Below are 22,274 nucleotides of genomic sequence, written 5' to 3' on the forward strand. Positions count from 1 at the left end.
ACTATGAAAACGCTTGGATTGACATCCACCACCGCTGTGGCGCTGGCGCTGACCCTCACAGGCGCGCCCGCATTTGCCGATATGGAGGCCGCCCGCGCCTTCCTCGATGAAACCATCGAGCGCTCGGCCCTTTCCCGCGAGGAGCAGGAAGAGGAGATGCAGTGGTTTGTGGACGCCGCGGAGCCGTTTCAGGGCATGGACATCAAGGTCGTCTCCGAGACGATCACCACCCATGAATATGAGGCCAATGTCCTCGCTCCGGCTTTCTCGCGCATCACCGGGATCAACGTGACCCATGACCTCATTGGTGAGGGCGATGTGGTCGAGAAGCTGCAAACGCAGATGCAGTCGGGCCAGAACATCTATGACGCCTATGTCAACGATTCCGATCTCATCGGCACCCATTGGCGCTACAAGCAGGCGCGCAACCTGACCGAGTGGATGGAAGGCGAGGGCGCGGATGTGACCAACCCGAACCTCAATCTCGATGATTTCATCGGTCTGAGCTTCGTTACCGGACCCGATGAGCAGCTTTATCAGCTCCCCGACCAGCAATTCGCGAACCTCTACTGGTTCCGCCATGACTGGTTCACCGACGAGAAGAACATGGCCGATTTCGAAGCGGAATACGGCTATGAGCTGGGTGTGCCGGTGAACTGGTCCGCCTATGAGGACATTGCCGAATTCTTCACGGGCCGCGATCTGTCGCATATGGGCTATGAGGGCGAGGTCTATGGCAACATGGATTACGGCAAGAAAGACCCGTCGCTCGGCTGGCGCTTCACCGATGCGTGGCTGTCCATGGCTGGCGCTGGTGACAAGGGTGAGCCGAACGGTCTGCCGGTCGATGAGTGGGGCATTCGAGTGAATGAAAACTCCCAGCCCGTCGGTTCCTGCATGGCCCGCGGCGGTGCGACCAACGCGCCCGCTGCCGTCTACGCCATTGAGAAATATATCAAATGGCTGAAGGAATACACGCCCGCCGCTGCCGCTGGCATGACCTTCTCCGAAGCCGGTCCGGTCCCTGCGCAGGGTGAGATTGCCCAGCAGATGTTCTGGTACACCACCTTCACCGCCGACATGGTGGGCGATGGGGCTTCGGCGGTTCTCAACGAGGACGGCACCCCGAAATGGCGCATGGCCCCGAGCCCGCATGGCGCCTATTGGGAAGAAGGCATGAAGATCGGCTATCAGGACGCTGGCTCCTGGACGTTGATGGAATCCACCCCGGTGGACCGCGCGCAAGCCGCGTGGCTCTATGCCCAATTCGTGACCTCGATGACCGTGGACGTGGAAAAAGCCCATGCGGGCCTGACCTTCATTCGCGAGTCGACCGTGAACCATGAAAGCTTCACCGAGCGCGCGCCGGAGCTTGGCGGTCTCGTCGAGTTCTACCGCTCCCCGGCCCGGACCCAGTGGTCGCCGACCGGCACCAATATTCCTGACTATCCGAAGCTGGCACAGCTTTGGTGGCAGAATATCGGGGATGCGTCCTCGGGTGCGAAATCCGCGCAGGAAGCGCTCGACAGCCTTTGCGCCCAGCAAGAACAGGTTCTGGAACGCCTTGAGCGCGCGGGCATCATGGGCGATCTCGGCCCGGTCCTGAACGAAGAGCGTGACCCGCAGGAATGGCTCGACGAAGAAGGCGCACCGAAGCCGAAGCTGGAAAACGAAGATGAGGAGCCGCAGACGGTTTCTTATGAAGAGCTGATCCAGTCCTGGCAGTAAGCCTTTGATCTGACGCAAGACGCGGCCGGGCATGTCCCGGCCGTTTCTTTTTTGGGCCCGCCGCTTCAAAAGCGTTGCCTCTTTCCGCCATACACGCAATTTCATTCTTCCGAAATCGCGACGCGGCAGGATAACATTCTGCATGACAGCCGCGCATAGCCGCGATAACGTGAAATTTTCCCGCTTCCGCTTGATTGACATGCGGAAATACCCCAGATGGGCGACAGAGAAGACAAGGAGATTGTCATGTTTAAGAAGATTGCTCTTGCGGCCATTGCCGCGTCGCTGGCCACCGCTGCCTCCGCCCAGACCCTGCGCGTGGGTATGTCCGGCGGCTATTTCCCCTTCACCTTCGTCCAGCAGGACGAGTTGCAGGGCTTTGAAGTCGATGTGATGAACGCCGTCGGCGAGGAAACCGGGCTGGATGTCGAGTTCGTCACCATGTCCTTTTCCGGCCTGATCGGCGCGCTGGAATCGAACCGGATCGACACGATCGCAAACCAGATCACCATCACCCCGGAGCGCGAAGCCAAATTCGCCTTCACCGCGCCTTATGTCTATGACGGCGCGCAGGTCGTGACCCGTGAGGGCAATGAGGATGTGATCACAGGGCCGGAAAGCCTGAAGGGCAAATCCGTCGCCGTGAACCTTGGCTCCAATTTCGAACAGCTCCTGCGCGAATTGCCCTATGCGGACGAGATCGACATTCGCACCTATGAGTCGAATATCGAGCAGGACACCGCCCTTGGCCGCGTCGATGCCTTCGTGATGGACCGCGTGTCCTCCGCGCAGGTGATCAAGGAAAGCCCGCTGCCGCTCGCTCTTGCGGGTGAACCGTTCAGCGAGATCCACAACGCGCTGCCCTTCCGCAATGACGAGGACGGTCAGGCCCTTCGCGACACCGTGGATGAAGCGCTGACCACCCTGCGCGAAGACGGCACTTTGGCCGAGATTTCGGACAAATGGTTCGGCACGGACATCACCGCGATCCCGAGCGGCGAGGCCGAGGCTGACACAACCGAAGCCGACGAGACCGAAACGGAAGCGACCGAGTAATTTATGCGGGCACTTGATCTCGATTACATGATCGGGCTGGTGCCCGTTATCCTCGGCTATGTCCCTTTGACCGTCTTTATGGCGGTCATTTCCATGGTGATGGCGGTGATCCTCGGCTCGATCCTCGCCATCATCCGCGTGCAGCAAGTGCCGGTGCTGAACAGCTTTACCGCGCTTTTCATCAGCTTCTTCCGCGGCACGCCGCTCTTGGTGCAACTTTTCCTCTTCTATTATGGCCTGCCGCAGGTGCTGGCCTTCCTCACCCAGATCAACGGGGTGACGGCGGCGATCATGGGGCTGACCCTTCATTTCGCGGCCTATATGGCGGAAAGCATCCGCGCCGCGATCCTCGGGATCGACCGCGATCAATGGGAAGCCGCGCAGGCCGTCGGCATGACCGATGGGCAGACGCTCCGCCGCATCATCCTGCCACAAGCCGCACGGATCGCCGCGCCAACGCTCGTCAATTATTTCATCGACATGATCAAAAGCACCTCGCTCGCCTTCACCCTCGGCGTGACCGAGATGATGGGCGCGACCCAGAAAGAAGCCGCCGGGAGCTTCCTCTATTTCGAAGCCTTCCTCGTCGTCGCCATCATCTACTGGGTGATCGTGGAAGCGCTCTCCTTCGGTCAACGCCATCTGGAGCGCTATCTGGGGAGAGCCTACGCATGAGCATTTCCGCGACCAATCTGACCAAGCGTTTCGGCGACAATGTGGTGCTGAACGGTATTGATATCGAGATCGAGAAGGGCGAGCGGGTCGTCGTGATCGGACCGTCCGGCACCGGTAAATCGACCCTGCTGCGCTGCTTTAATTATCTCGACCGGCCTGAAGAGGGCATCATCACGGTCGGCGATGTTTCCGTGAATGCGGAGAAGGCGAGCAAGGCGGATATTCTCGCGCTCCGCCGGCGCACCGCCTTCGTGTTTCAGAACTATGCCCTCTTCGACAACAAGACCGCCCGCGAGAACATCGCGGAATCGCTGATCGTCGTCTGGAAATGGGGCCGCGACAAAGCGCTGGCCCGTGCGGGTGAGATTCTTGCCGAGATCGGGCTTGCGGAAAAAGCGGACGCTTACCCGGCATCGCTTTCGGGCGGCCAGAAACAACGCGTCGGCATTGGCCGCGCCATGGCGCTCGATGCGGAACTGATGCTCTTTGACGAGCCGACCTCGGCGCTCGACCCGGAATGGGTCGGCGAAGTTCTCGGCCTCATGCGCCGCGTCGCCGAGCAAAAGCAAACCATGCTCATCGTCACCCATGAAATGCGCTTTGCCCGCGAAATCGCGGACCGTATCATCTTCATGGATGGCGGCCGCATCGTCGAACAGGGCCCGCCGGAGCAGATCTTCGACGCCCCGCAAGACCCGCGCACACAAGCCTTTTTGCAGCGCGTCAGCTAAAGACTGCCGGGGCAACTCCCGGCGCCTTTATGACAAAAACATTACCATAGCATTACGCTGCAACCCGCGTTAGCTTCCGCACAACTATGGAGGCAGCTATGAAAATTGCGGTTCTGGGCGGCGACGGGTTCTGCGGATGGCCCACATCCTTGCATCTGTCCGATCAGGGGCATGAGGTCCACATCATCGACAACCTCTCGCGCCGGTGGATCGACACCGAGCTGGGCGTCCAGTCGCTCACGCCGATGGACTCCATTCAGGAGCGCACCCGGATCTGGCATCAGGAAACCGGCAAGCGCATCCATTTCCACCTGCTGGACCTCGCGAAGGAATTCGAGCGCCTGAAGCAGTGGCTGAGCGAGCACAAGCCCGACGCGATCATCCATTTCGCCGAACAGCGCGCCGCGCCCTACTCGATGAAAACCGACCGCCACAAGGTTTACACGGTCGATAACAACGTCAACGCGACCCATAACGTGCTGGCCGCGCTCGTGGAAACCGGGATCGACGCGCATCTCGTCCATCTCGGCACCATGGGCGTTTATGGCTACTCGTCGGTTGGGGCGGCGATCCCGGAAGGCTATCTCGACGTTGAAATCGAGAACCTTGAGGGTGAGAAAAAGGGCCTCGAAATCCTCTACCCGACGCGCCCGGGCTCGGTCTACCACATGACCAAATCGCTCGATCAGATCCTGTTTCAGTTCTACGCGCAGAATGACGGGCTGCGGATCACGGATCTTCACCAGGGCATCGTCTGGGGCACCCATACCGAGCAGACGCGCCGCCATGACCAGCTCATCAACCGTTTCGACTATGACGGCGATTACGGCACAGTGCTGAACCGTTTTCTTATTCAGGCGGCTATCGGCTACCCGCTCACCGTTCACGGCACGGGCGGGCAGACCCGCGCCTTCATTCATATTCAGGACACGGTGCGATGTATCGAGCTGGCCTTGAACGACGCGCCAGAGGCGGGCGACCGGGTGAAGATTTTCAACCAGATGACGGAAACGCACCGCGTCCGCGATCTCGCGGAGCTCATCGCCAAGATGACCGACGCGAATGTCGCCTATCTGCCGAACCCGCGCAAAGAAGCCGCCGAGAACGATCTCATTGTGAAAAACGACGGGTTCAAGGCGCTTGGTCTCGACCCGATCACGCTTGAGGAAGGGCTGCTCGACGAGGTGATGGAAGTCGCCAAGAAATTCGCCTATCGCGTGGATCGCAGCCGCGTGCCCGCCGTCTCCGCCTGGACCAAGGAGATCGGCGAAAAGGTCGAGCGCGATCCCGAGCATCCGAAACTGAAATCGGTCAGTTAAACCGTGGCGCAGGCGTACGTCACCCTCGTCACCAACGCGGATTACCTGCCGGGCGTCCGTGCGCTGGTCAATTCGCTGAAGCTGACCGGCACATCGGCAAGCATCGTGATCCTGCACACGCCTGCCGTGGACGAAGCGCTCCTCGCGCCGCTCGGCGTGAAGCTGATCGAATGTGACCTGCTACCCATGTCAGAGGGGTTCAACGCCCGCCACGCCCGCAAGGCGCTGCATGGCGCGGCTCCTTTCACCAAGGGCGAAAAACCGAGCTTCCACACACCGCTCGACAATTTCGTCAAGCTGCGGCTGTGGGAGCTGGAGCAGTATAAATCCGTGGTGTTTCTCGATGCAGACACCATCGTCCTGCGCAATATCGACCGGCTGTTCGACTATCCCGAATTCTCCGCCGCGCCAAATGTCTATGAGAGCCTCGGGGATTTCCACCGTCTCAATTCCGGCGTCTTCACCGCCAAGCCGCGGATGCAGACCTATCGCGACATGCTCGCCCGTCTCGATGATGGCGAGACCTTCTGGCGGCGGACGGATCAGACCTTTCTGCAAGACTATTTCCCGGACTGGCAGGGCCTGCCGATCTTCGACAACCTCCTGCAATATGTCTGGTTCAACATGCCCGAGCTGTGGAGTTGGGAGCAGGCCCGCGTGGTTCATTTTCAGTATGAAAAGCCGTGGCAGGCGGATCACCCGAAGCGTGAGGCGCTCGCCCCGCTGATCGCGCTTTGGCAGGACTATCATGATGGCCGCGCGCCGGATCTGACGGCGCTCCCCAGCCCATGAAGATCGTCATTTCCGGTGGCCGCGGCCTCGTCGGGCGCTTTATCACCCGCGCTGCCGTCGAGGCGGGTCACAAGGTGACGCTACTGGGCCGAACTCCCGAGCCGGGACTGTCCTTCCAAAACGCCAGCCTTGGCGCGCCCGCCGATTTCAGCGGCCAAGACGCGTTCATCCACTGCGCCTTCGACCATGTCCCCGGTAAATACAGGGGCGGGGAAGGCGACGATCTCGAAGGCTTCCGCCAACGCAACGAGGGCGGCTCGATCCGTTGGTTCATGGAGGCCAAAGCCGCGGGGGTGCGCCGCGCCGTGTTCCTCTCCTCCCGCGCCGTCTATGGCGACTATCCCCCCGGCACGACGCTCACCGAGACCATGGAGCCAAAGCCAGACACCGTCTATGGCGAAGCGAAATGGGTGGTGGAGATGGCCCTGCGGGATACGGCGGACACGGAATTCACCCCGGTCTCCCTCCGCGCGACCGGCGTTTACGGGCCGGGGAAGGGCCATAAATGGGAAGGTCTTTTCGCGGACTACCTCGCGGGCCGGGAGATCGCACCGCGTGTCGCCACCGAAGTCCACGGCACCGACCTCGCCGCAGCCGCGTTGCTGTGCCTGACCGGAACGCCGCCGCATGAGCTGAACGTCTCCGATCTCACGCTCGACCGGCATGATCTTCTGGGACTGGTGAAAGAAACAACCGGCGCGACGCATCCGTTGCCAGCGCGGGCGGATGCCACCAAAGTGAGCGCGATGGATTGCACCCGCCTAAAGGCGCTTGGTTGGATTCCCGGCGGGAAGGAAAGGCTGCACCGCGACCTCCCAGCACTGCTGAAAACCGCATAGAAAAAGCCCCGAAGCGTCACACTTCGGGGCCTTCGCATGAGCAGTAGCCGATTACTCGGTGATTTCGGTCGAACCGCCGTTATCGTCGTCGCTGTCGTCATCGTCGGAAGCCGCAATCGCTGCGCCGATCAGAAGAAGGGCAGCCGCCGGAACGATCCAGGCGAGGTTCGAGCCAGTCGCAGCCGGCGTTTCCGGAACAACCGGAGCCACCACGATCGGGTCAGCCGCCGGAGCAGCAAGTTTACCAGCAAAAGCCGACGAGGCAGCAAGAGCGATAGCAGAAGTCAGAGCGATCAGTTTCATGTTTCAGTCTCCAAAATGTTGAGTCCGCGTTTTGGAGGTTTCACCCGCCTTCCAAAGCACATATTAACAAAGTCATATTTGGTGCAAATTTTCAATCAGGAACAAAAAATAGGCAGAGTTTCTCAAAAAATGTGGCCAAATTTACAACAAAAAACCCCGAAGCCGAAGCTTCGGGGCCTAATCGAGATCAACTCGATAAGGACGTATTAGTCGTCCGAGCTGTCATCGTCGTCCGAAGCAGCGATTGCAGCGCCGATCAGAAGAACAGCAGCGGCCGGAACGATCCAGGCGAGGTTCGAGCCAGTTGCCGGTGCCGGCTCTTCAACGATCGGAGCAACCACAACCGGGTCAGCAGCCGGAGCAGCGAGTTTACCAGCGAAAGCCGACGAAGCTGCGAGAGCGATAGCCGAAGTCAGAGCGATCAGTTTCATGTTCAGTCTCCAAAATTTTGGTTCCACGCCTTCAGGAGCAAGCCCCTTGGCGTACGCGTTAAGCAAGTCATACTTACCGGGAATTTTCAACGAGGAACAGAAATCCTTATTCAAACCCCAGCATGTGCGGCGAAATTCCTCTTACAATTGCCATTTTGCAACACTCATATATCGCGAAATTCCTCACGTTTCCGCGAGTTTAAGCGGCGATATGCAAGAAAATAAGCGTTTTTGCGGCTTTTCAAACACTGCGATCCGACGCGCGTTCTCGGCCTAGGGACCGGGTAGGACACGGCTCGTTCCCCCACGTCAAGTTTCATAAGCGCTGCCGAAATCGGACGCGACATTAGGAATCATCGCGCCATTTCCCGCGAATCGAGCCCGAATCCGGTGGCTTACTTCTCGGTTTCGCGCGCTTCGGAGGGCAGCATGATCGGGATTCCCGAGCGGATCGGGAAGGCCAGACCGGCCTTAGGCGAGATCAGCTCCTGCGCCGCATCGTCATAGTCGAGCTGCCCACCCGTCACCGGACAGACGAGGGTTTCGAGCATCTTCGGATCAATCTTGGTGTCTGCACTCATTGCACGGGTCCTTCGCCGCCACAGAGGGAAAATTCGATCAGTGTAACCATGGTTTCGCGCCGCGTGGTCAGCGACGGCGCTTCGAGCAGCGCCTGCTTGTCCTCGCTGGTGAAGGGCAGAAGCATGGAGAGCGAATTGATCAGCATCTCCGTATCAGCCTCTTCGAGCGCGTCCCAATCGGTGGAGAGCTCATTTTGCTCGAAATAATCGGCGAGCAGCTTGAGGAAACGCGCGCGGTCAAAACCGGGGTCGCGCTCGGTCCCGCCGATGTCGCGTTCGAACCCGTCCCAGCGCACAGTCGCGACACGGTAGGGCATGAAGCCCTCATTCACATCGGAGAGGCGGAAGCGGGAAATCCCGCCGAGCGATATCAGATAGCGCCCATCATCGGTCTCGGTGAAGCTGGTCAAGCGGCCCGCGCAGCCAATTTTCTGCAAATTGCCGCGCCCGTCCTTCTGGATCATGCCGATCAGCCGGTCGGGCGTTTTCAGCACATTCTCGATCATCTGAAGGTAACGCGGCTCGAAAATGTTGAGCGGCAGCCGCGCGCGCGGGAGAAGCAGCGCCCCATCCAGCGGAAAGAGCGGGATCTCCCGCGGCAAATCGGCGATGGAATGCGCGCGGACCATGGTTACGCGTAAAGGATCGAAGTGAGACGGCGGCGGCCCTTCTGGGCGATCTCGCTTTTCGGCCCGAGGCTCTCGAACAGCTTGAAAAGCTGCTCCTTTGCCGCGCCGTCATTCCATTCCCGGTCGCGCCGGAACAGCTCCAGCAGCTGATGGACCGCCTCTTCATTGCGGCCGGCGCCCGAAAGCGCCAGCGCATAATCGAGCCGCGCCTGATGGTTGTCAGGGTCGGCGCTCACGGCCTGCTCATGCTGATCGAGCGGGCCCGCTGCTTGTGCCGCTTCACGCATTTCAAACTGCGCGCGCACACCCGCCATCGCGTCGCTGGCTTGCGTTTCATCATCGAGATCGGCCCAAAGCTCTTCGGCATCGGCGACTTCACCCGCGGCCAGATGGGTCCGCAAAATCCCCGCCAACGCCTTCACCTCTTCAGGGTCCTGCGCGAGAATAGCCCCGAACAGCTCGCCCGCTTGCTCGGTCTGCCCGTCAGCGAGCAGTTTCTCCGCCTCTTCGAGCGCCAAGGCAATCTGGTCCGCCTTGCTGCCCATGGAGGCGAGACGCTTGACGAACTCCTTCACCTGCGCCGCCCCTTGCGCGCCCATGAACCCGTCCACCGGCTGGCCGCCGACAAAGGCAATGACAGCGGGGATGGACTGGATCTGCAATTGCTGGGCGATCATCTGGTTCTGATCGACGTCGATCTTCGCCATCTTCACCTTGCCCTTCTGGGCCTCGACTTCCGCTTCCAGCACCGGGCCAAGCTGCTTGCACGGCCCGCACCACTCCGCCCAGAAATCGACGATCACCGGCACCTCTTTCGAGGCTTCGATCACGTCCTGCATAAAGCTCTGTTCGGTTACATCCTTGATCAGATCGGCGGTTTCCGCCGCGCTGTCATTTTGTCCCAGTTCCAGCATGGATCATCCTATTCGTATCCCGTTGGGACCAATGTAGGCATAAGCGGCCCGAGACGAAAGAGGGGGCGGGCGCGAGACTTCGGGCTGACAGCGACTCACAAAGCTGTTAGCGTTTCGTCCTAAAGGGATGAAAAGGGGGGCAATATGCAGTTTTTAGAAACCTTTTTTGGATGGATGGGCAATGCCACATGGGGCTTTGCACTTATTCCGTTTCTCGTTGTGATCGGTGGATTTTTCACCCTTTCGACGAATTTCGTGCAGATCCGCTTCTTCAAACGGATGTTCCGCGCGCTTTCGGGCAAATATCAAACGGGCGATCCTGACGCGATCTCGACCCGCGCGGCGCTGCTCCTCTCGGTTGGCGGACGTGTCGGCGGCGGCAACATCGCCGGTGTGGCCGTGGCGATCTCGCTCGGCGGGCCGGGCGCGGTGTTCTGGATGTGGGCCATCGCCCTTGTCGGCATGGCGACCAGCCTCATCGAATGTTCGCTCGCCCAGCTTTACAAACGCCGCGAGGCGGATGGATCCTTCCGGGGCGGGCCGGCGCAGTCGATCATCCACGGGCTTGGTGAAAACTTCCGCTGGCTTGCGGTGTTGTATGCGGTCTGCCTGATCGCCTCCTTCGCCGTCGGCTTCAACGCGTTCCAGGGCAACACGGTTGCAGGCGCAGCTGAAGACAGCCTCGGCATCGACCGTATGTATAGCGCCATTGCGCTTGCGGCCATGACCGCGCTGATCGTCTTTGGCGGCATCAAGCGGATCGCCAAGGTCGCCGATGTGATCGTCCCGATCATGGCAGGGGCTTACATGTTCCTCGCCCTTCTGGTGATCATCCTCAATATCGGCTCCGTGCCGGGGGTCCTCGTGGACATTTTCGCCAACGCCTTTGGCATCCGTGAAGCAGTCGGCGGCGGGATGGGGGCAGCGGTGGCACAAGGTCTGCGCCGCGGCCTCTTCTCCAACGAGGCCGGTCTCGGCTCCGCCCCGAACGTTGCGGCGACCGCCGATGTGCGGCACCCGATCAGCCAGGGCGTCACGCAGTCGCTGTCGGTCTTTATCGACACGATGATCATCTGCACCTGCACCGCGCTCGTCATCCTTCTCGGCGACGTCTATCAGCCGGGCGCAGAAACCGACGGTATCGTGCTGACCCAGCAGAGCCTCGCCTCGCATCTCGGCGGGTGGGCGCAATACTTCCTGACCGCGGCGATCCTGCTCTTCGCCTTTAGCTCGATCATCTACAACTACTACTTAGGCGAAACGGCGCTCTCGGTCATGACCGAAACGCCGACCTCCCGGATGATCCTGCGCGTCGTCGTGATCTGCCTCGTCTTCCTCGGGGCGATCGCGCCGGGGGCCACGGCGGTCTTCTTCTTCTCCGATCCAATGATGGGCCTTTTGGCGGTGGTCAACCTGCTCGCGATCATGATGCTTTTCCCGGTCGCGATGCGGATGCTGAGCGATTTCCGCCAGCAGATCGCCGAAGGGGTGGATCGTCCGGTGCTTTATGTGGAGCGCTATGCCGATCTCAATATCGACGAATCCGCATGGGCGCATTTGCCCGGCAATCCGGATCTCGACGAGATCAAAAGCTAAAAGGGGCGGGCGCGGTCAGCTCGCCGCGCCCTCCTTCTCTTTCATCAACTCTTCAAAGCGTTGAATAAATGCCGCGCGCGTCTCCGAAGGCGGGCGCGGTGTCATGTCATGGCCCTCTGGCAGATCCAGCTTGGGGCGGGTGAAGAATTTATCCGCCTCCGCCTCGCTGAACCCGGCGAGATGCACGGCCTCAAACCAGGCCGAAACCTTATCCGCCTTCTTGATCTTCCGCTTGATCGCCACCGGCGTTTTCGCGGGCAGACCAAAGCGCAGATGGATCGCCTGCATCAACCGCTCGTCCAGCGCCTCATAGCCCGGACCAACCGCGTTTTTCACCGGCGAAATCATGTCGCCGATGACATATTCCGGCGCATCATGGAGAAGCGCCATCAGACATTCCTCCGGACGCGCCTTTGGCTGCGCCACGCGGTAAAGCGCCTCGACCAGCAGCGCGTGTTGCGCCACCGAGTAAGCGTAATCGCCATGCGTCTGCCCATTCCATCGGGCGACGAAGGCGAGGCCGTGGGCAATGTCGGAAATCTCGATATCTACCGGCGTCGGGTCTAAGAGATCCAGCCGCCGCCCCGAAAGCATCCGCTGCCAAGCGCGTTTTTTACTCATCCCAAAGGCACCTTTACCGACGCATACCGCAGCCGCGGCGCACTTCGCGCGGCTAGAAAAAACCCGAGTGTAAGCGGCCCAACGCGCCCCAGAAACATCAGCACCATGATGATGCTTTGCCCGAACACGGTCAGCTCGCCCGTCGCCCCGCGGGTCAGCCCCACGGTGCCGATGGCGGAGCAAACCTCAAACGCCAGATCAAGAAAATCGCCGTCATGGTGAACGGAGATCATGAAGAGCGACCCCATCACGAGCAACAAGGTCGTCGTAACCAGCGCCAGCACCTTGAACAGCTCCTCAATCGCGAGGCTCCGGCGGAACACGTTGAGCGCCTGATGGCGGCGGAAAAAGCTGAAGGTCGCGACGAGCAGCACGATGAAAGTCGTCACCTTTATCCCGCCCGCCGTGGATGTCGGCCCGCCGCCAATCAGCATCAGCGTCATGATCATCAGCGCCGTCGGGTCATGCACCGCGCCATAATCGAGCGTGTTGAACCCCGCAGTGCGCGGCGAGGCGACCTGAAACCAACTCGCCAAAATCTTCTCGCCGGTCCCGTAAAGCGCGCCGAGACTGCCGGGGTTGTGCCATTCCAGCATCATGAAAAGCAGCATTGGCCCGATGAGCAGCATCGCCGTGCCTGCCAGCATCATCTTGCTGTGGACATGCAGCCCGTTCCACCCGCGCACGCGCCACAGGTCCGACACCACCGCGTAACCAAGCCCGCCGGAGATAAAAAGCGCCGGGATCACGATATTGATCGACGGCGCGGCGACGAAGCGCATCAGCCCGTCCGGGTAGAGCGCGAAGCCCGCATTGTTGAAGGCGGAGATCGAATGAAAAAGCGCAAACCACGCGCCGCGCCAGACGCTTTCCTGCTCCTCGATAAAGGCGGGCGCGAGCAGCGCGGCCCCGAACAGTTCGGCGATCAGCACCACCCGCAGGATGATCCAAACCAGCGCCATCAGATCCGCCAGCGAGGTTTGGTTAAGGTCTTCACGCAGGAAGATTTTTTGCGGAATCCCGATCTGTAGCCCAAGCACGGAGAGGACCAGCACGGCGAAGGTCATCAGCCCCAACCCACCAAGCTGGATCAGCGCGGCGAGGATCATCTGCCCGCCCGTGTTGAAATGGCTCACCGGATCTACCGTGACCAGCCCCGTCACCGTGACCGCAGAAACCGCCGTGAAAAACGCATCCCAAGGCGCCACCGGCGCGACCTGAAAGGCTGGCATCATCAGCAAAAGCGCACCGACGCAGATCAGCGCGAGATAGAGCAGCGCAAGAAATGCGGGCGGCGGCAGGGCCACCAGCGAGAGCGGCCCGGACAGGCGGGGACGTGGCACTTAGAGATTCTCCGCGAAATTCATAAGATCCGCGCGCTGGCCGACGATAAAGAGGTGATCGCCCTCCTCCAGCACCAGATCAGGCGCAGGGTTGAGCGACTCGGTGCCCCGCATCCCACCCGCCAGCCGCAGATCGCCAGCCTCCGCAATCCGCAGCGACTGCAATTTGCGCCCGGCAATGTCCGGCGTGACGAGGAAATCCACCACGTGGAACCCGTTCCCGACCGAGAAATAATCCCGCACCATCGGGTTGTTGAGCCGCTGCGCGACATGGTGGCCACTATCGACCTCGGGCTGAATCACCCGCTCAACGCCGAGTTTCGACAGGATCCGGTGATGCGTCTTGTTCTTCGCCCGCGCCCAGATTTTTTGCACCCCGAGCACCCGCAAATTGATCAGCGCGAGGATCGAGCTTTCCAATTCCTCGCCAACCGCAATCACCGCCATATCGTAATTGCCCGCGCCAACCGCGCGCAGCGCCTGCTCGTCGCCCACATCGGCGATGACCGCCTCATGCACGGTCTCGGCGATGGCGGAGACAGGACGCTCCTCCTTGTCGATCGCCAGCACGATATGGCCGAAACGGGCCATTTCCGTCGCAATCGTCGTGCCGAAGCTGCCCAGCCCGGCCACGATGACAGAGCTGCTTTTCTTCGCCTTAGCCATTTGCGGTCCTCCACAAGTCGCCGCGCAAACTACTCCTATGGGTTGAAGGCTTCAATTACGTATAATTTTTGGCACGCGACATTTTCCCGATACCGGGGTTGAGCGTATTGGTCGGATCAATCTCGCGATAAAAGGCCGCCAGATCCGGTTTGGCCGCATAGAGATGGCCGACATTATGCTCCGCTGGATATTCCGCGCCGCGTTGATCGAGGATCTTCAGCATCGCCGCTTTCACCGCCTTCGGGTCCGCGCCTTTCTTTACCACGTAATCCTGATGCAGCACATGGCAGAGGAAATGGCCGTAATAGAGCTTGTGAAGAAGCTGGCTGTCGATCTCGGGAGGCAGGCGCTCTTCCCAATCGCGCGTGTTGCGGGGCAGGGCGATGTCGAGGGCGATAATGTCCTCCGCCTCATCGCGATGCACTTTCATATAGCGCACCGCCGCACCCGCGGCGGCAAAGCGGTGCAGCCCCGCGATCTTCGCCTCACGCGCGTCGCATTCGAAAAACGCCCCCGAGCGCGTTTCAAAAAACCGGGTGAGCGCCGCGCGGGCCTCGCCGATCCCATCGTCTCTGGTCTTGAGAATGAGATGATGCGCAAAGCGCGCCCGATAGTCCCGCATCCGCTTTGGCAGAATATCGGGCCAGACCCGCGCCAGACCTTGCATCACCCGATCCGACAGCGCGCCAAGCCCAACCTTGCCAAGCCGCGCATCGACCCAGCCTTTCATGGCAAAGAACATCGGCAGGCGGTCTGTCCCGAGCTTGTCGATCATGACAACTGTGTCTTTGCCGTAGCGATCTGAAATATCAAAGCAATCCCGGTGCATATATTCCGCGCTGACGGGTAGGGTGGGCCAGTCGGCGAGGATCTCCCTCCGCAAGTCCGTCAACTCCATCGGATCATCCGTGCCGATGTAAAACACCTGCTCCGCCTGATTTTTCGGATAGGTATCGAGCCGCACCGCGAAGACCGCCAGTTTGCCCGCACAGCCCGACGCCTCATAAAGCCGCCGCTTGTCCGCGTTGAACCGGGCAGGGGTGTCCGCATCCACCTCGCGAACCCGCTTGTGGTAATCGGTGTCGGACGCTTTCCGGTTGGTCTCCGGCGCGGGCGTCCCGATCTCGCCCTGATCCAGCCGAGTCAAAATCTCATCGGGCGTCTCCCCGAGATCCAGTCCAAGATGATTGACCAGTTCCAAGCGCCCGTCCGCCGTGATCTGCGCATAAAGGGCAAGTTCCGTATAAGACGGCCCACGCTCGACTAGCGAGCCGCCGGAATTATTGCACACCCCACCCATGATCGACGCGCCGATACAGGACGAGCCGATCACCGAATGGGGTTGCCGCCCAAGCGGGTCCAGCAGTTTTTCGAGCGCAAAAAGGGTCGTGCCGGGCAGGCTCACCACCTGTTTCCCGCCCTGAAGCGGCAGGATTGCATCCATCCGCCGCGTGTTGATCAGCACGACCTCGCGGTCATAGCGGCCCTTCGGCGTAGACCCCTCGGTCAGCCCCGTATTGGCCGCTTGCAGGATCACGATCTTGTCCGCCGCAACGCAAGTCTCCAGCACGCGCCACATCTCGACAAGCGTGCCGGGCCGCACCACGGCGAGCGCCTCGCCTTCGCCCGAGCGAAACCCTTTGCGATAAGGCGCGGTGGCCTTTTCCCCGGTCAGCAAATGACGCGAGCCAACGATCTCGCGCAGGCGGGTGAGCAGAGCTTCGGACATGGGGCCTCCCTTGGTCTCGCGCCCAATGTTGCCCCATTTCAGCCTTTGAGGGAAACCATCAAACGCCGGTCGCGAGTTCCTTTACGCCATGCTCCAACTGGCCGCGCAGATAGGGCATGAAACTGCGCCACGCATCGACGCGCCAGCCATCCGTTTCATGCCAAAGGATGACCTCAATCCCGTGGCACACCGTCCGCGCCGCTTCGCCTTCCGGGATCGTCCGCAGATCGCGCGGGCAGCCCATTTCAAGCAGGGCCAGCGCCTCCGGGCCCGTTAGCTTGAGCGACAGCGCCCGGTCAGAAATCTCAACGAGGGAATGCGGTGTGTTACTCCCTGCAAAGGCTTCGGCAATCGCCTCTGCGCCGTCATCCGCCTCCAAAATCCACTCATCCGGCCCAAGACACAGTGCCACGCTCGCGCCCGTCACGGCGATCTCGCCAATCCGCGTCGGCAGGCTGAAATCACCTGTCCCATCAAGCGCCGTCGGGCCGCGAAGCGAAAACCGCACCTTGGGCGGCAAATTTGTGATCACATCGCTCATGGTGCCGCCTCCAGCTTCACGCGGGCATTCTCCGGATCATAGAAAACCGTGTTTGTGATCACAGCGGCAATTTCACCCTCCGGCGTGGGGATAAACACCTCTTCGCCCATCCGGTCATGCCCGCCGGAAACGAGCGCCAAGGCAATGGACCGCCCCACAGCCGCGCTGCGATAGGACGAGGTCACATGCCCCGCACGGCCCGGCGCGGGCTTGCCGCTCGGCAGGTCGATGATCTGCGCGCCCTCCTCCAACACGACACTCGGATCTTTCGTCAGCAAACCAACGAGTTGCTTGCGCATTGGGTCTTTCATATCAGGCCGCTCCAGCGAGCGCTTGCCGACGAAATCCTTCTTCTTCGCGCCGACGGCCCAGCCCATCCCGGCATCAAACGGCGTGACCGTGCCATCCGTGTCCTGACCAACGATAATGAAGCCCTTATCGGCACGCAGGAAATGCATCCCCTCGGTGCCATAAGCACAGCCGCCCGCAGCCTCGACCTTGCCCCAAAGCGTCTCCCAAACCTGCCGCCCATAGCGTGCTGGCACGTTGACCTCAAAGCCAACTTCGCCGGTGAAACTCAGGCGGAACAGGCGGCAGGGCAGACCGTCAAAGCGGCACTCTGTCACCGACATATGGGGGAAGCTCTCGTCGCTGATCTCCACGCCCTCGATAAAGGGCGCAACGATCTCGGCGGCTTTCGGCCCGTTCACCGCAATCACCGCCCATTGCTCCGTGGTCGAAGTCAGCCAGACCTTCAGATCCGGCCATTCGGTCTGCAGATAATCTTCCATCATCCCCAGCACTCGCGCGGCCCCGCCGGTGGTGGTGGTGACGTGGAACCGATCCTCCGCCATGCGCCCGATCACGCCATCGTCGCGGATAAATCCGTCCTCCCCAAGCAGCAGCCCGTAGCGACAGCGCCCGACGCCAAGCTTGGTCCAAGGGTTGGTATACATGCGGTTCATGAACTCGGCCGCGTCCGGGCCGACCACCTCGATTTTACCCAAGGTGGACGCGTCGAACATGCCCACGCTCTCCCGCGTCACGCGACATTCGCGCGCCAGTGCGGCCGCCATATCCTCGCCCGCCTTGGGGAAATACCGCGCCCGGCGCCATTGCGAAACGTTCTCGAACACCGCGCCCTGCGCCTGCGCCCAGCCATCCATCGGAGTCTTGCGAACCACCTCGAAATCGCCCTTGTGGTGGTTGGCGAAGGTGCCGAACGTCGTCGGAACATAGGGCGGGCGGAAGGTCGTGAGGCCAATCTGCGGCGGCTCCCGGCCCGACGCCTCGGCGGCAATCATCAGCGCGTTCATGTTGGACAGCTTGCCCTGATCCGTAGCCATCCCGGTCGTCGTATAGCGCTTCACATGCTCGATGGAGCGCATCCCTTCGCGGAGCGCCAACTTGATGTCCTTCGCGGTCACATCATTCTGAAAATCCACGAAAGCTTTGATCTTGGCGGCGTCCTTATCGGTCGGCAATGCGGCCTGCGCCGCGCCGGTGCCAACCCGGTCCTTCGCGACCCCATGGCGGCGCTGCGGCGCTTGCACCTCAACATCACCCTTCTCCGGGCCGCCTGTTCCGGTGATACCGCGCTTCCCCATCGCCGCCGCTTCCGCACCGCCTTGCACACCGCTTTCCAGCGCCGCCGCGATCCCCCAGAGACCCGCGCCCGCACCAACCGTCACCAGCGCTTCATGGGTGGTGTTGGGCAGAAACGAACTGTCGCCCTCCTCCCATTTCAGCTTGCCTTGGGTGTGAGAGAACAAATGCAACGCCGGGGTCCAGCCGCCACACATCAGGAGCGCGTCGCAGGCGATATCCTCCGGCGCCTCAAACCCATTGCCAGCCATCTTGCTGATCCGCGCAGACTGGATGCGTTTCCGCCCATCCGTCCCGGTCACAACCGTCGCCAGCTTCACATCGATCCCGCGCGCTTCGGCCTCCGCGATCAGCGCCTCGTCCGCATCGCGACGCACATCGCAGATTGCCTTCACCGCGATCCCGACATCAGCGAGGTCGAAAGCCGCGTGATAGGCGCTATCATGGGACGTTGCGACGAGAATCCGCTCCCCAACCGCAACCCCATAACGGTTCAGATAGCTCTGCGCCGCGCCCGACAGCATCACGCCGGGCCGATCATTGCCGTCAAACACCAGCGGCTTTTCGAGCGCGCCCTGCGCCAGCACGACGCCGCCTGCGCGGACCCGCCACATGCGCTCGCGCGGCGCATCGCCGGGGGTTTCCAGATGATCCGTCAGCCGCTCGGCCAGCGCGATCATGTTCTGGTGGTAATAGCCAATCGCCGCCGTCCGAGTGAGAACCCGCACGCCAAGCGCTTCCAGCGCCGCGATTTCTTCAGCCAGCCAGTCCCATGCGGGCTTGCCGTCGATCTCCGCCGACGGATCCGACAGCAGCCAGCCACCCGGCTCGCTTTGCTCATCGACCAGCACCACATCCGCGCCTTGCTCCGCCGCTTCACGCGCCGCCGCGAGACCCGAAGGACCGGCGCCAACAACCAGCACGTCGCAATGGAGATAGCGCGCGGCGTAGTGGTCGGGGTCAAGCTCGGTCGGGGCTTTCCCGAGACCCGCCGCCGCGCGGATCACCGGCTCATAAAGCTTGTCCCAAAAGCTCTTCGGCCACATGAAGGTCTTGTAATAAAAGCCCGCCGGGAAGAAGGGCGACAGCACGTCATTCACCGCGCCCACGTCGAAATTCAGCGACGGCCAGCGGTTCTGGCTCTCGGTTTCCAGCCCCGGATAGATCTCCTGCACGGTCGCACGGGTGTTCGGCTCCGCCCGGCCCGGCCCGCGTTTCGTCTGGATCAGCGCGTTCGGCTCTTCCGACCCCGCCGTCACGATCCCGCGCGGACGGTGATATTTGAAACTCCGCCCGACGAGGTGGATGCCATTCGCCAGCAGCGCCGAGGCCACCGTATCGCCTTCGCGCCCGGTGATCTCGCGCCCGTCAAAGGTGAACGTGACCGGCGCACCCTGACTGCGCCCTTTGCCTTCGATCCGCATCAATAGCCCTCCGGACGCGGCTGGCCCGCCTTATATGTGATCACAAATCGGTCGCTCACAGTGTCGCGCAGCGCGTTGAAAAACCGCGCGCAGCCATGCTGATGCCGCCATCGCTCCGCGTGAACGCCCTTGGGGTTCTTGCGGATGAAGAGATAATCCCGCCACTCCTCGTCGCTGAGCGCCATAGGGTCCTCGGGCCGCACGAGATGCGCCTCGCCCGCATAGGTAAATTCCAACTCGGGAAGGTCTTTTTCGCAATACGGGCAATGGATTAACAGCATAGAACCTCCCTAATGCGCGACCGCAGCCGCAGCCGCTTCGTCGATCAGCCGACCCGTGGTGAACCGCTCCAGCGTAAACGGCGCGTTCAGATCATGCGGCGCGTCCTTAGCGACGGTGTGGGCGAGCAAATGCGCCGCGCCGGGTGTGGCCTTGAAGCCGCCCGTCCCCCAGCCGCAGTTGACGTAAAGCCCCGGCACCGGGGTTTTGCCGAGGATCGCCGAGCGGTCGGGCGTCACATCCACGATGCCGCCCCATTTGCGAAGCATCCGCATCCGCGCAAAGATCGGGAAAATCTCGCAAATCGCCGCCAGCGTATGCTCGATCAGCGGCAAGCCACCCCGCTGCGAATAGCTGGTGTATTGATCGGTACCAGAGCCGATCACCAGCTCGCCTTTGTCCGACTGGCTCATATAGGCGTGAACGGTATTCGACATGACCACGCACGGAAAACAAGGCTTTACCGGCTCGCTGACCAGCGCCTGAAGCGGGTAGGATTCGAGCGGCATCTTCACGCCCGCGCTGTCCATCAGCACCGACGTATGCCCGGCAGCCGACACGGCGACCTGTTTCGCGCCGATAAAGCCCTTCGCGGTCTCCACACCGGTCACGCGCCCATCCGGGCCGCGTTTGATCGCCGTTACGGGGCAATTCTGGATGATATCCACGCCGCGCGCCGCCGCGCCGCGGGCATAGCCCCACGCCACCGCATCGTGCCGCGCCGTGCCCGCCCGCGCCTGATAGGCCGCGCCGAGAACCGGGTGGCGAGCGTTCGGATTCGTATTCAGCGGCGGGCAGATCTTCTGCGCCTCTTCCGGCCCGACCCAGCGGTTGTCCACGCCGTTCAGCCGGTTCGCGTTGATATGCCGCTGCGCGCTCTGCACGTCATGCACGTTATGCGCAAGCATCAGCACGCCGCGCTGCGAATACATGACGTTGTAGTTCAGCTCCTGGCTCAGCCCATCCCACAAATCCAGCGCGTGGTCATAGAGCCGCGCGCTCTCATCATAGAGATAATTGGAGCGAATGATCGTTGTGTTCCGCCCGGTGTTCCCGCCGCCGAGCCAGCCCTTGTCGATCACCGCAACATTGGTAATGCCGAACTTGGTTGCGAGGTAATAGGCCGCGCCCAAACCATGCCCGCCAGCGCCGACGATGATGACGTCATACTCTTTATTCGGCTCCGCATTCGGCCATTGGGCCTGCCAGTCGCGATGGCCGGTCAGGGCCTGCTTCACGAGAGCGAATCCAGAATAGCGTTTGGGGGTGGCAGCCATGGGCGACTCCGTCGGATTTTTCCCCACGTTAACGGAAGGCTTGATTTCTGTCTTTCGTCTTTGCGACGATCGCGGGGTATATTTGCGACAGATTGAGTCGCGGTGATGCGGTCCATGGCTAGGTTGGCCACCAAACCGCCGGAAAGATGGGAGATTTGCGTATGATTTTTGGCAGAATCGCGACATGACACCGCATCCGCGCCTGCGCATCGGCTTCCTCCTCGCGCCGAATTTCACCCTCTCCGCCTTCGCCAATTTCGTCGATGTGCTGCGCCTCGCCGCCGATGAGGGCGACCGTTCGCGGCCCATCCACTGCCGCTGGCAGGTCATCTCGCACAGCGGCAAGCCGGTGCGGTCGAGTTGCGGCGTGTCCGTCTCGCCCGATCTGCGGCAGGCGGACCCGAAAGACTATGATTACATCGTCGTGGTCGGCGGTCTGATCGACGACAACGCCAACCTGGAGCGCAGCGAAATCGCCTTTCTCAAAAGCTGCGTGGCGCAAAATGTGCGGCTCGTCGGCATCTGCACGGGCGCGTTTATCCTGCATCGCGCCGGGCTGATGAAGGGCTACCAATGCTGCGTCAGCTGGTTCCATCATCAGGATTTTCTGGAACGTTTCGAGGATCTTACACCCGTTTCCGACCGTATCTTTGTAGTGGACCGCGACAGACTGACCTCATCAGGCGGGGCCAGCGCGGCGCATCTCGCGGCCTTTCTGGTGGACCGCCATATCGGGCGCTCTGCGGCCAGAAAAAGCCTCAATATCATGATCTTGGACGGGATCGCGGATGGTGACACGCCGCAACCGGGGCCGCCACTCCTGTTCGAAACCACCGATCCGCTGCTCCGCCGGGCGCTGGCGATGATGCAGGACAATCTCGGCGCGCCGCTCACCGTGGCCGCATTGGCGCGGCGGCTGGAGGTCTCCCGGCGGGCACTGGAGCGGCGGTTCAAGACCACGCTCGGGATCAGCCCGGCGCAAGCGGGCATGGAAATCCGCCTCAGCCATGTGCGCTATATGCTGAAAAGCTCCGACGCCTCGGTCGCGAAAATCGCCGATGCGACCGGGTTCTGCGACGCCTCACACCTCACCACAACCTTCCATCAGGCCGTTGGCATGACCCCTGCGGAATGGCGCCGCCACCCGTCTGGGGAATAAGATTCCGCGGCACCTCACGGAACGGGGAGCAAAATT

General features: G+C 61.5%; 22 protein-coding genes. 9 read left to right on the plus strand and 13 right to left on the minus strand.

Features of this window, described 5'->3' with window-relative positions:
- Positions 1-3 precede the first annotated feature (3 nt).
- The 7 genes from ACMA5I_RS09090 to ACMA5I_RS09120 all read left to right on the plus strand — a co-directional run bounded on the left by ACMA5I_RS09090 (position 4) and on the right by ACMA5I_RS09120 (position 7,140).
- Positions 4-1,728, plus strand: a complete 1,725-nt coding sequence (locus ACMA5I_RS09090) for an ABC transporter substrate-binding protein (protein WP_525885943.1) — start codon at positions 4-6, stop codon at positions 1,726-1,728.
- A gap of 246 nt (positions 1,729-1,974) precedes the next feature.
- On the plus strand, positions 1,975-2,784 hold the full coding sequence (locus ACMA5I_RS09095) for an amino acid ABC transporter substrate-binding protein (RefSeq protein ID WP_525885944.1): 810 nt from the start codon (positions 1,975-1,977) through the stop codon (positions 2,782-2,784).
- 3 nt (positions 2,785-2,787) lie between these two features.
- Positions 2,788-3,459, plus strand: coding sequence for an amino acid ABC transporter permease (locus tag ACMA5I_RS09100; protein WP_525885945.1), 672 nt, complete (start codon positions 2,788-2,790; stop codon positions 3,457-3,459).
- Entirely contained in the window at positions 3,456-4,190 is a 735-nt protein-coding gene (locus ACMA5I_RS09105; protein WP_525885946.1) for an amino acid ABC transporter ATP-binding protein, read from the plus strand. The genes ACMA5I_RS09100 and ACMA5I_RS09105 overlap by 4 nt, the downstream gene beginning before the upstream one ends.
- 98 nt (positions 4,191-4,288) lie before the next feature.
- Positions 4,289-5,509 (plus strand): NAD-dependent epimerase/dehydratase family protein, encoded by a 1,221-nt coding sequence (locus tag ACMA5I_RS09110; protein WP_525885947.1) that lies wholly within the window; start codon positions 4,289-4,291, stop codon positions 5,507-5,509.
- Positions 5,510-5,512: 3 nt separating this feature from the next.
- Positions 5,513-6,301 (plus strand): glycosyltransferase, encoded by a 789-nt coding sequence (locus ACMA5I_RS09115; protein WP_525885948.1) that lies wholly within the window; start codon positions 5,513-5,515, stop codon positions 6,299-6,301.
- Positions 6,298-7,140, plus strand: coding sequence for an NAD-dependent epimerase/dehydratase family protein (locus ACMA5I_RS09120; protein ID WP_525885949.1), 843 nt, complete (start codon positions 6,298-6,300; stop codon positions 7,138-7,140). The genes ACMA5I_RS09115 and ACMA5I_RS09120 overlap by 4 nt, the downstream gene beginning before the upstream one ends.
- A 51-nt stretch (positions 7,141-7,191) precedes the next feature.
- Here the strand turns inward: ACMA5I_RS09120 and ACMA5I_RS09125 are convergent, their stop codons facing one another.
- The 5 genes from ACMA5I_RS09125 to trxA form a co-directional block, all read right to left on the minus strand.
- Complete coding sequence (locus tag ACMA5I_RS09125) at positions 7,192-7,443, minus strand: hypothetical protein (protein ID WP_525885950.1); 252 nt, start codon at positions 7,441-7,443, stop codon at positions 7,192-7,194.
- 206 nt (positions 7,444-7,649) lie between these two features.
- Positions 7,650-7,874, minus strand: coding sequence for a hypothetical protein (locus ACMA5I_RS09130; protein WP_525885951.1), 225 nt, complete (start codon positions 7,872-7,874; stop codon positions 7,650-7,652).
- Positions 7,875-8,269: 395 nt separating this feature from the next.
- Positions 8,270-8,455, minus strand: a complete 186-nt coding sequence (locus ACMA5I_RS09135) for a Trm112 family protein (protein ID WP_525885952.1) — start codon at positions 8,453-8,455, stop codon at positions 8,270-8,272.
- On the minus strand, positions 8,452-9,084 hold the full coding sequence (locus ACMA5I_RS09140) for an LON peptidase substrate-binding domain-containing protein (RefSeq protein WP_525885953.1): 633 nt from the start codon (positions 9,082-9,084) through the stop codon (positions 8,452-8,454). The genes ACMA5I_RS09135 and ACMA5I_RS09140 overlap by 4 nt, the downstream gene beginning before the upstream one ends.
- Before the next feature lie 2 nt (positions 9,085-9,086).
- A complete protein-coding gene (gene trxA, locus ACMA5I_RS09145; RefSeq protein ID WP_525885954.1) occupies positions 9,087-9,998 on the minus strand; it encodes a thioredoxin in 912 nt (303 codons plus the stop codon).
- Between the two features lie 144 nt (positions 9,999-10,142).
- On the opposite strand from trxA, the gene ACMA5I_RS09150 reads away from it, so the two are divergent.
- A complete protein-coding gene (locus tag ACMA5I_RS09150; protein ID WP_525885955.1) occupies positions 10,143-11,594 on the plus strand; it encodes an alanine/glycine:cation symporter family protein in 1,452 nt (483 codons plus the stop codon).
- A 15-nt stretch (positions 11,595-11,609) separates the two neighbouring features.
- On the opposite strand, the gene ACMA5I_RS09155 is transcribed toward ACMA5I_RS09150, so the two are convergent.
- The 8 genes from ACMA5I_RS09155 to ACMA5I_RS09190 are packed head-to-tail and all read right to left on the minus strand — an operon-like array spanning position 11,610 to position 21,079.
- Positions 11,610-12,215: a hypothetical protein gene (locus ACMA5I_RS09155; protein ID WP_525885956.1), complete on the minus strand. Its 606-nt coding sequence runs from the start codon at positions 12,213-12,215 to the stop codon at positions 11,610-11,612.
- Complete coding sequence (locus tag ACMA5I_RS09160; protein ID WP_525885957.1) at positions 12,212-13,558, minus strand: TrkH family potassium uptake protein; 1,347 nt, start codon at positions 13,556-13,558, stop codon at positions 12,212-12,214. Before ACMA5I_RS09160 ends, ACMA5I_RS09155 begins: the two co-directional genes overlap by 4 nt.
- Positions 13,559-14,224, minus strand: a complete 666-nt coding sequence (locus ACMA5I_RS09165) for a potassium channel family protein (protein WP_525885958.1) — start codon at positions 14,222-14,224, stop codon at positions 13,559-13,561. It abuts the gene before it with no gap.
- A gap of 55 nt (positions 14,225-14,279) precedes the next feature.
- On the minus strand, positions 14,280-15,953 hold the full coding sequence (gene dld / locus ACMA5I_RS09170; protein WP_525885959.1) for a D-lactate dehydrogenase: 1,674 nt from the start codon (positions 15,951-15,953) through the stop codon (positions 14,280-14,282).
- Between the two features lie 58 nt (positions 15,954-16,011).
- A complete protein-coding gene (locus ACMA5I_RS09175; protein WP_525885960.1) occupies positions 16,012-16,494 on the minus strand; it encodes a sarcosine oxidase subunit gamma in 483 nt (160 codons plus the stop codon).
- Positions 16,491-19,523 carry a sarcosine oxidase subunit alpha family protein gene (locus tag ACMA5I_RS09180; RefSeq protein WP_525885961.1) on the minus strand — a complete coding sequence of 1,011 codons (3,033 nt, stop codon included), beginning with the start codon at positions 19,521-19,523 and terminating at the stop codon, positions 16,491-16,493. The genes ACMA5I_RS09175 and ACMA5I_RS09180 overlap by 4 nt, the downstream gene beginning before the upstream one ends.
- On the minus strand, positions 19,523-19,804 hold the full coding sequence (locus tag ACMA5I_RS09185; protein ID WP_525885962.1) for a sarcosine oxidase subunit delta: 282 nt from the start codon (positions 19,802-19,804) through the stop codon (positions 19,523-19,525). The genes ACMA5I_RS09180 and ACMA5I_RS09185 overlap by 1 nt, the downstream gene beginning before the upstream one ends.
- A 9-nt stretch (positions 19,805-19,813) precedes the next feature.
- On the minus strand, positions 19,814-21,079 hold the full coding sequence (locus tag ACMA5I_RS09190) for a sarcosine oxidase subunit beta family protein (protein ID WP_525885963.1): 1,266 nt from the start codon (positions 21,077-21,079) through the stop codon (positions 19,814-19,816).
- Positions 21,080-21,263: 184 nt separating this feature from the next.
- On the opposite strand from ACMA5I_RS09190, the gene ACMA5I_RS09195 reads away from it, so the two are divergent.
- Positions 21,264-22,238 carry a GlxA family transcriptional regulator gene (locus ACMA5I_RS09195; protein WP_525885964.1) on the plus strand — a complete coding sequence of 325 codons (975 nt, stop codon included), beginning with the start codon at positions 21,264-21,266 and terminating at the stop codon, positions 22,236-22,238.
- Positions 22,239-22,274 lie beyond the last annotated feature (36 nt).

Source organism: Jujubicoccus corallicola, assembly GCF_047345645.1.
GTDB lineage: Bacteria > Pseudomonadota > Alphaproteobacteria > Rhodobacterales > Rhodobacteraceae > JBLEFH01.

Bases quoted from the DNA above. Each gene is read 5' to 3' on its own strand.
- ACMA5I_RS09090 (WP_525885943.1), top strand. From the start codon at position 4: ATGAAAACGCTTGGATTGACATCCACCACCGCTGTGGCGCTGGCGCTG.
- ACMA5I_RS09095 (WP_525885944.1), top strand. From the start codon at position 1,975: ATGTTTAAGAAGATTGCTCTTGCGGCCATTGCCGCGTCGCTGGCCACC.
- ACMA5I_RS09100 (WP_525885945.1), top strand. From the start codon at position 2,788: ATGCGGGCACTTGATCTCGATTACATGATCGGGCTGGTGCCCGTTATC.
- ACMA5I_RS09105 (WP_525885946.1), top strand. From the start codon at position 3,456: ATGAGCATTTCCGCGACCAATCTGACCAAGCGTTTCGGCGACAATGTG.
- ACMA5I_RS09110 (WP_525885947.1), top strand. From the start codon at position 4,289: ATGAAAATTGCGGTTCTGGGCGGCGACGGGTTCTGCGGATGGCCCACA.
- ACMA5I_RS09120 (WP_525885949.1), top strand. From the start codon at position 6,298: ATGAAGATCGTCATTTCCGGTGGCCGCGGCCTCGTCGGGCGCTTTATC.
- ACMA5I_RS09125 (WP_525885950.1), bottom strand. From the start codon at position 7,443: ATGAAACTGATCGCTCTGACTTCTGCTATCGCTCTTGCTGCCTCGTCG.
- ACMA5I_RS09130 (WP_525885951.1), bottom strand. From the start codon at position 7,874: ATGAAACTGATCGCTCTGACTTCGGCTATCGCTCTCGCAGCTTCGTCG.
- ACMA5I_RS09135 (WP_525885952.1), bottom strand. From the start codon at position 8,455: ATGAGTGCAGACACCAAGATTGATCCGAAGATGCTCGAAACCCTCGTC.
- ACMA5I_RS09140 (WP_525885953.1), bottom strand. From the start codon at position 9,084: ATGGTCCGCGCGCATTCCATCGCCGATTTGCCGCGGGAGATCCCGCTC.
- trxA (WP_525885954.1), bottom strand. From the start codon at position 9,998: ATGCTGGAACTGGGACAAAATGACAGCGCGGCGGAAACCGCCGATCTG.
- ACMA5I_RS09150 (WP_525885955.1), top strand. From the start codon at position 10,143: ATGCAGTTTTTAGAAACCTTTTTTGGATGGATGGGCAATGCCACATGG.
- ACMA5I_RS09155 (WP_525885956.1), bottom strand. From the start codon at position 12,215: ATGAGTAAAAAACGCGCTTGGCAGCGGATGCTTTCGGGGCGGCGGCTG.
- ACMA5I_RS09165 (WP_525885958.1), bottom strand. From the start codon at position 14,224: ATGGCTAAGGCGAAGAAAAGCAGCTCTGTCATCGTGGCCGGGCTGGGC.
- dld (WP_525885959.1), bottom strand. From the start codon at position 15,953: ATGTCCGAAGCTCTGCTCACCCGCCTGCGCGAGATCGTTGGCTCGCGT.
- ACMA5I_RS09175 (WP_525885960.1), bottom strand. From the start codon at position 16,494: ATGAGCGATGTGATCACAAATTTGCCGCCCAAGGTGCGGTTTTCGCTT.
- ACMA5I_RS09180 (WP_525885961.1), bottom strand. From the start codon at position 19,523: ATGCGGATCGAAGGCAAAGGGCGCAGTCAGGGTGCGCCGGTCACGTTC.
- ACMA5I_RS09185 (WP_525885962.1), bottom strand. From the start codon at position 19,804: ATGCTGTTAATCCATTGCCCGTATTGCGAAAAAGACCTTCCCGAGTTG.
- ACMA5I_RS09190 (WP_525885963.1), bottom strand. From the start codon at position 21,079: ATGGCTGCCACCCCCAAACGCTATTCTGGATTCGCTCTCGTGAAGCAG.
- ACMA5I_RS09195 (WP_525885964.1), top strand. From the start codon at position 21,264: ATGACACCGCATCCGCGCCTGCGCATCGGCTTCCTCCTCGCGCCGAAT.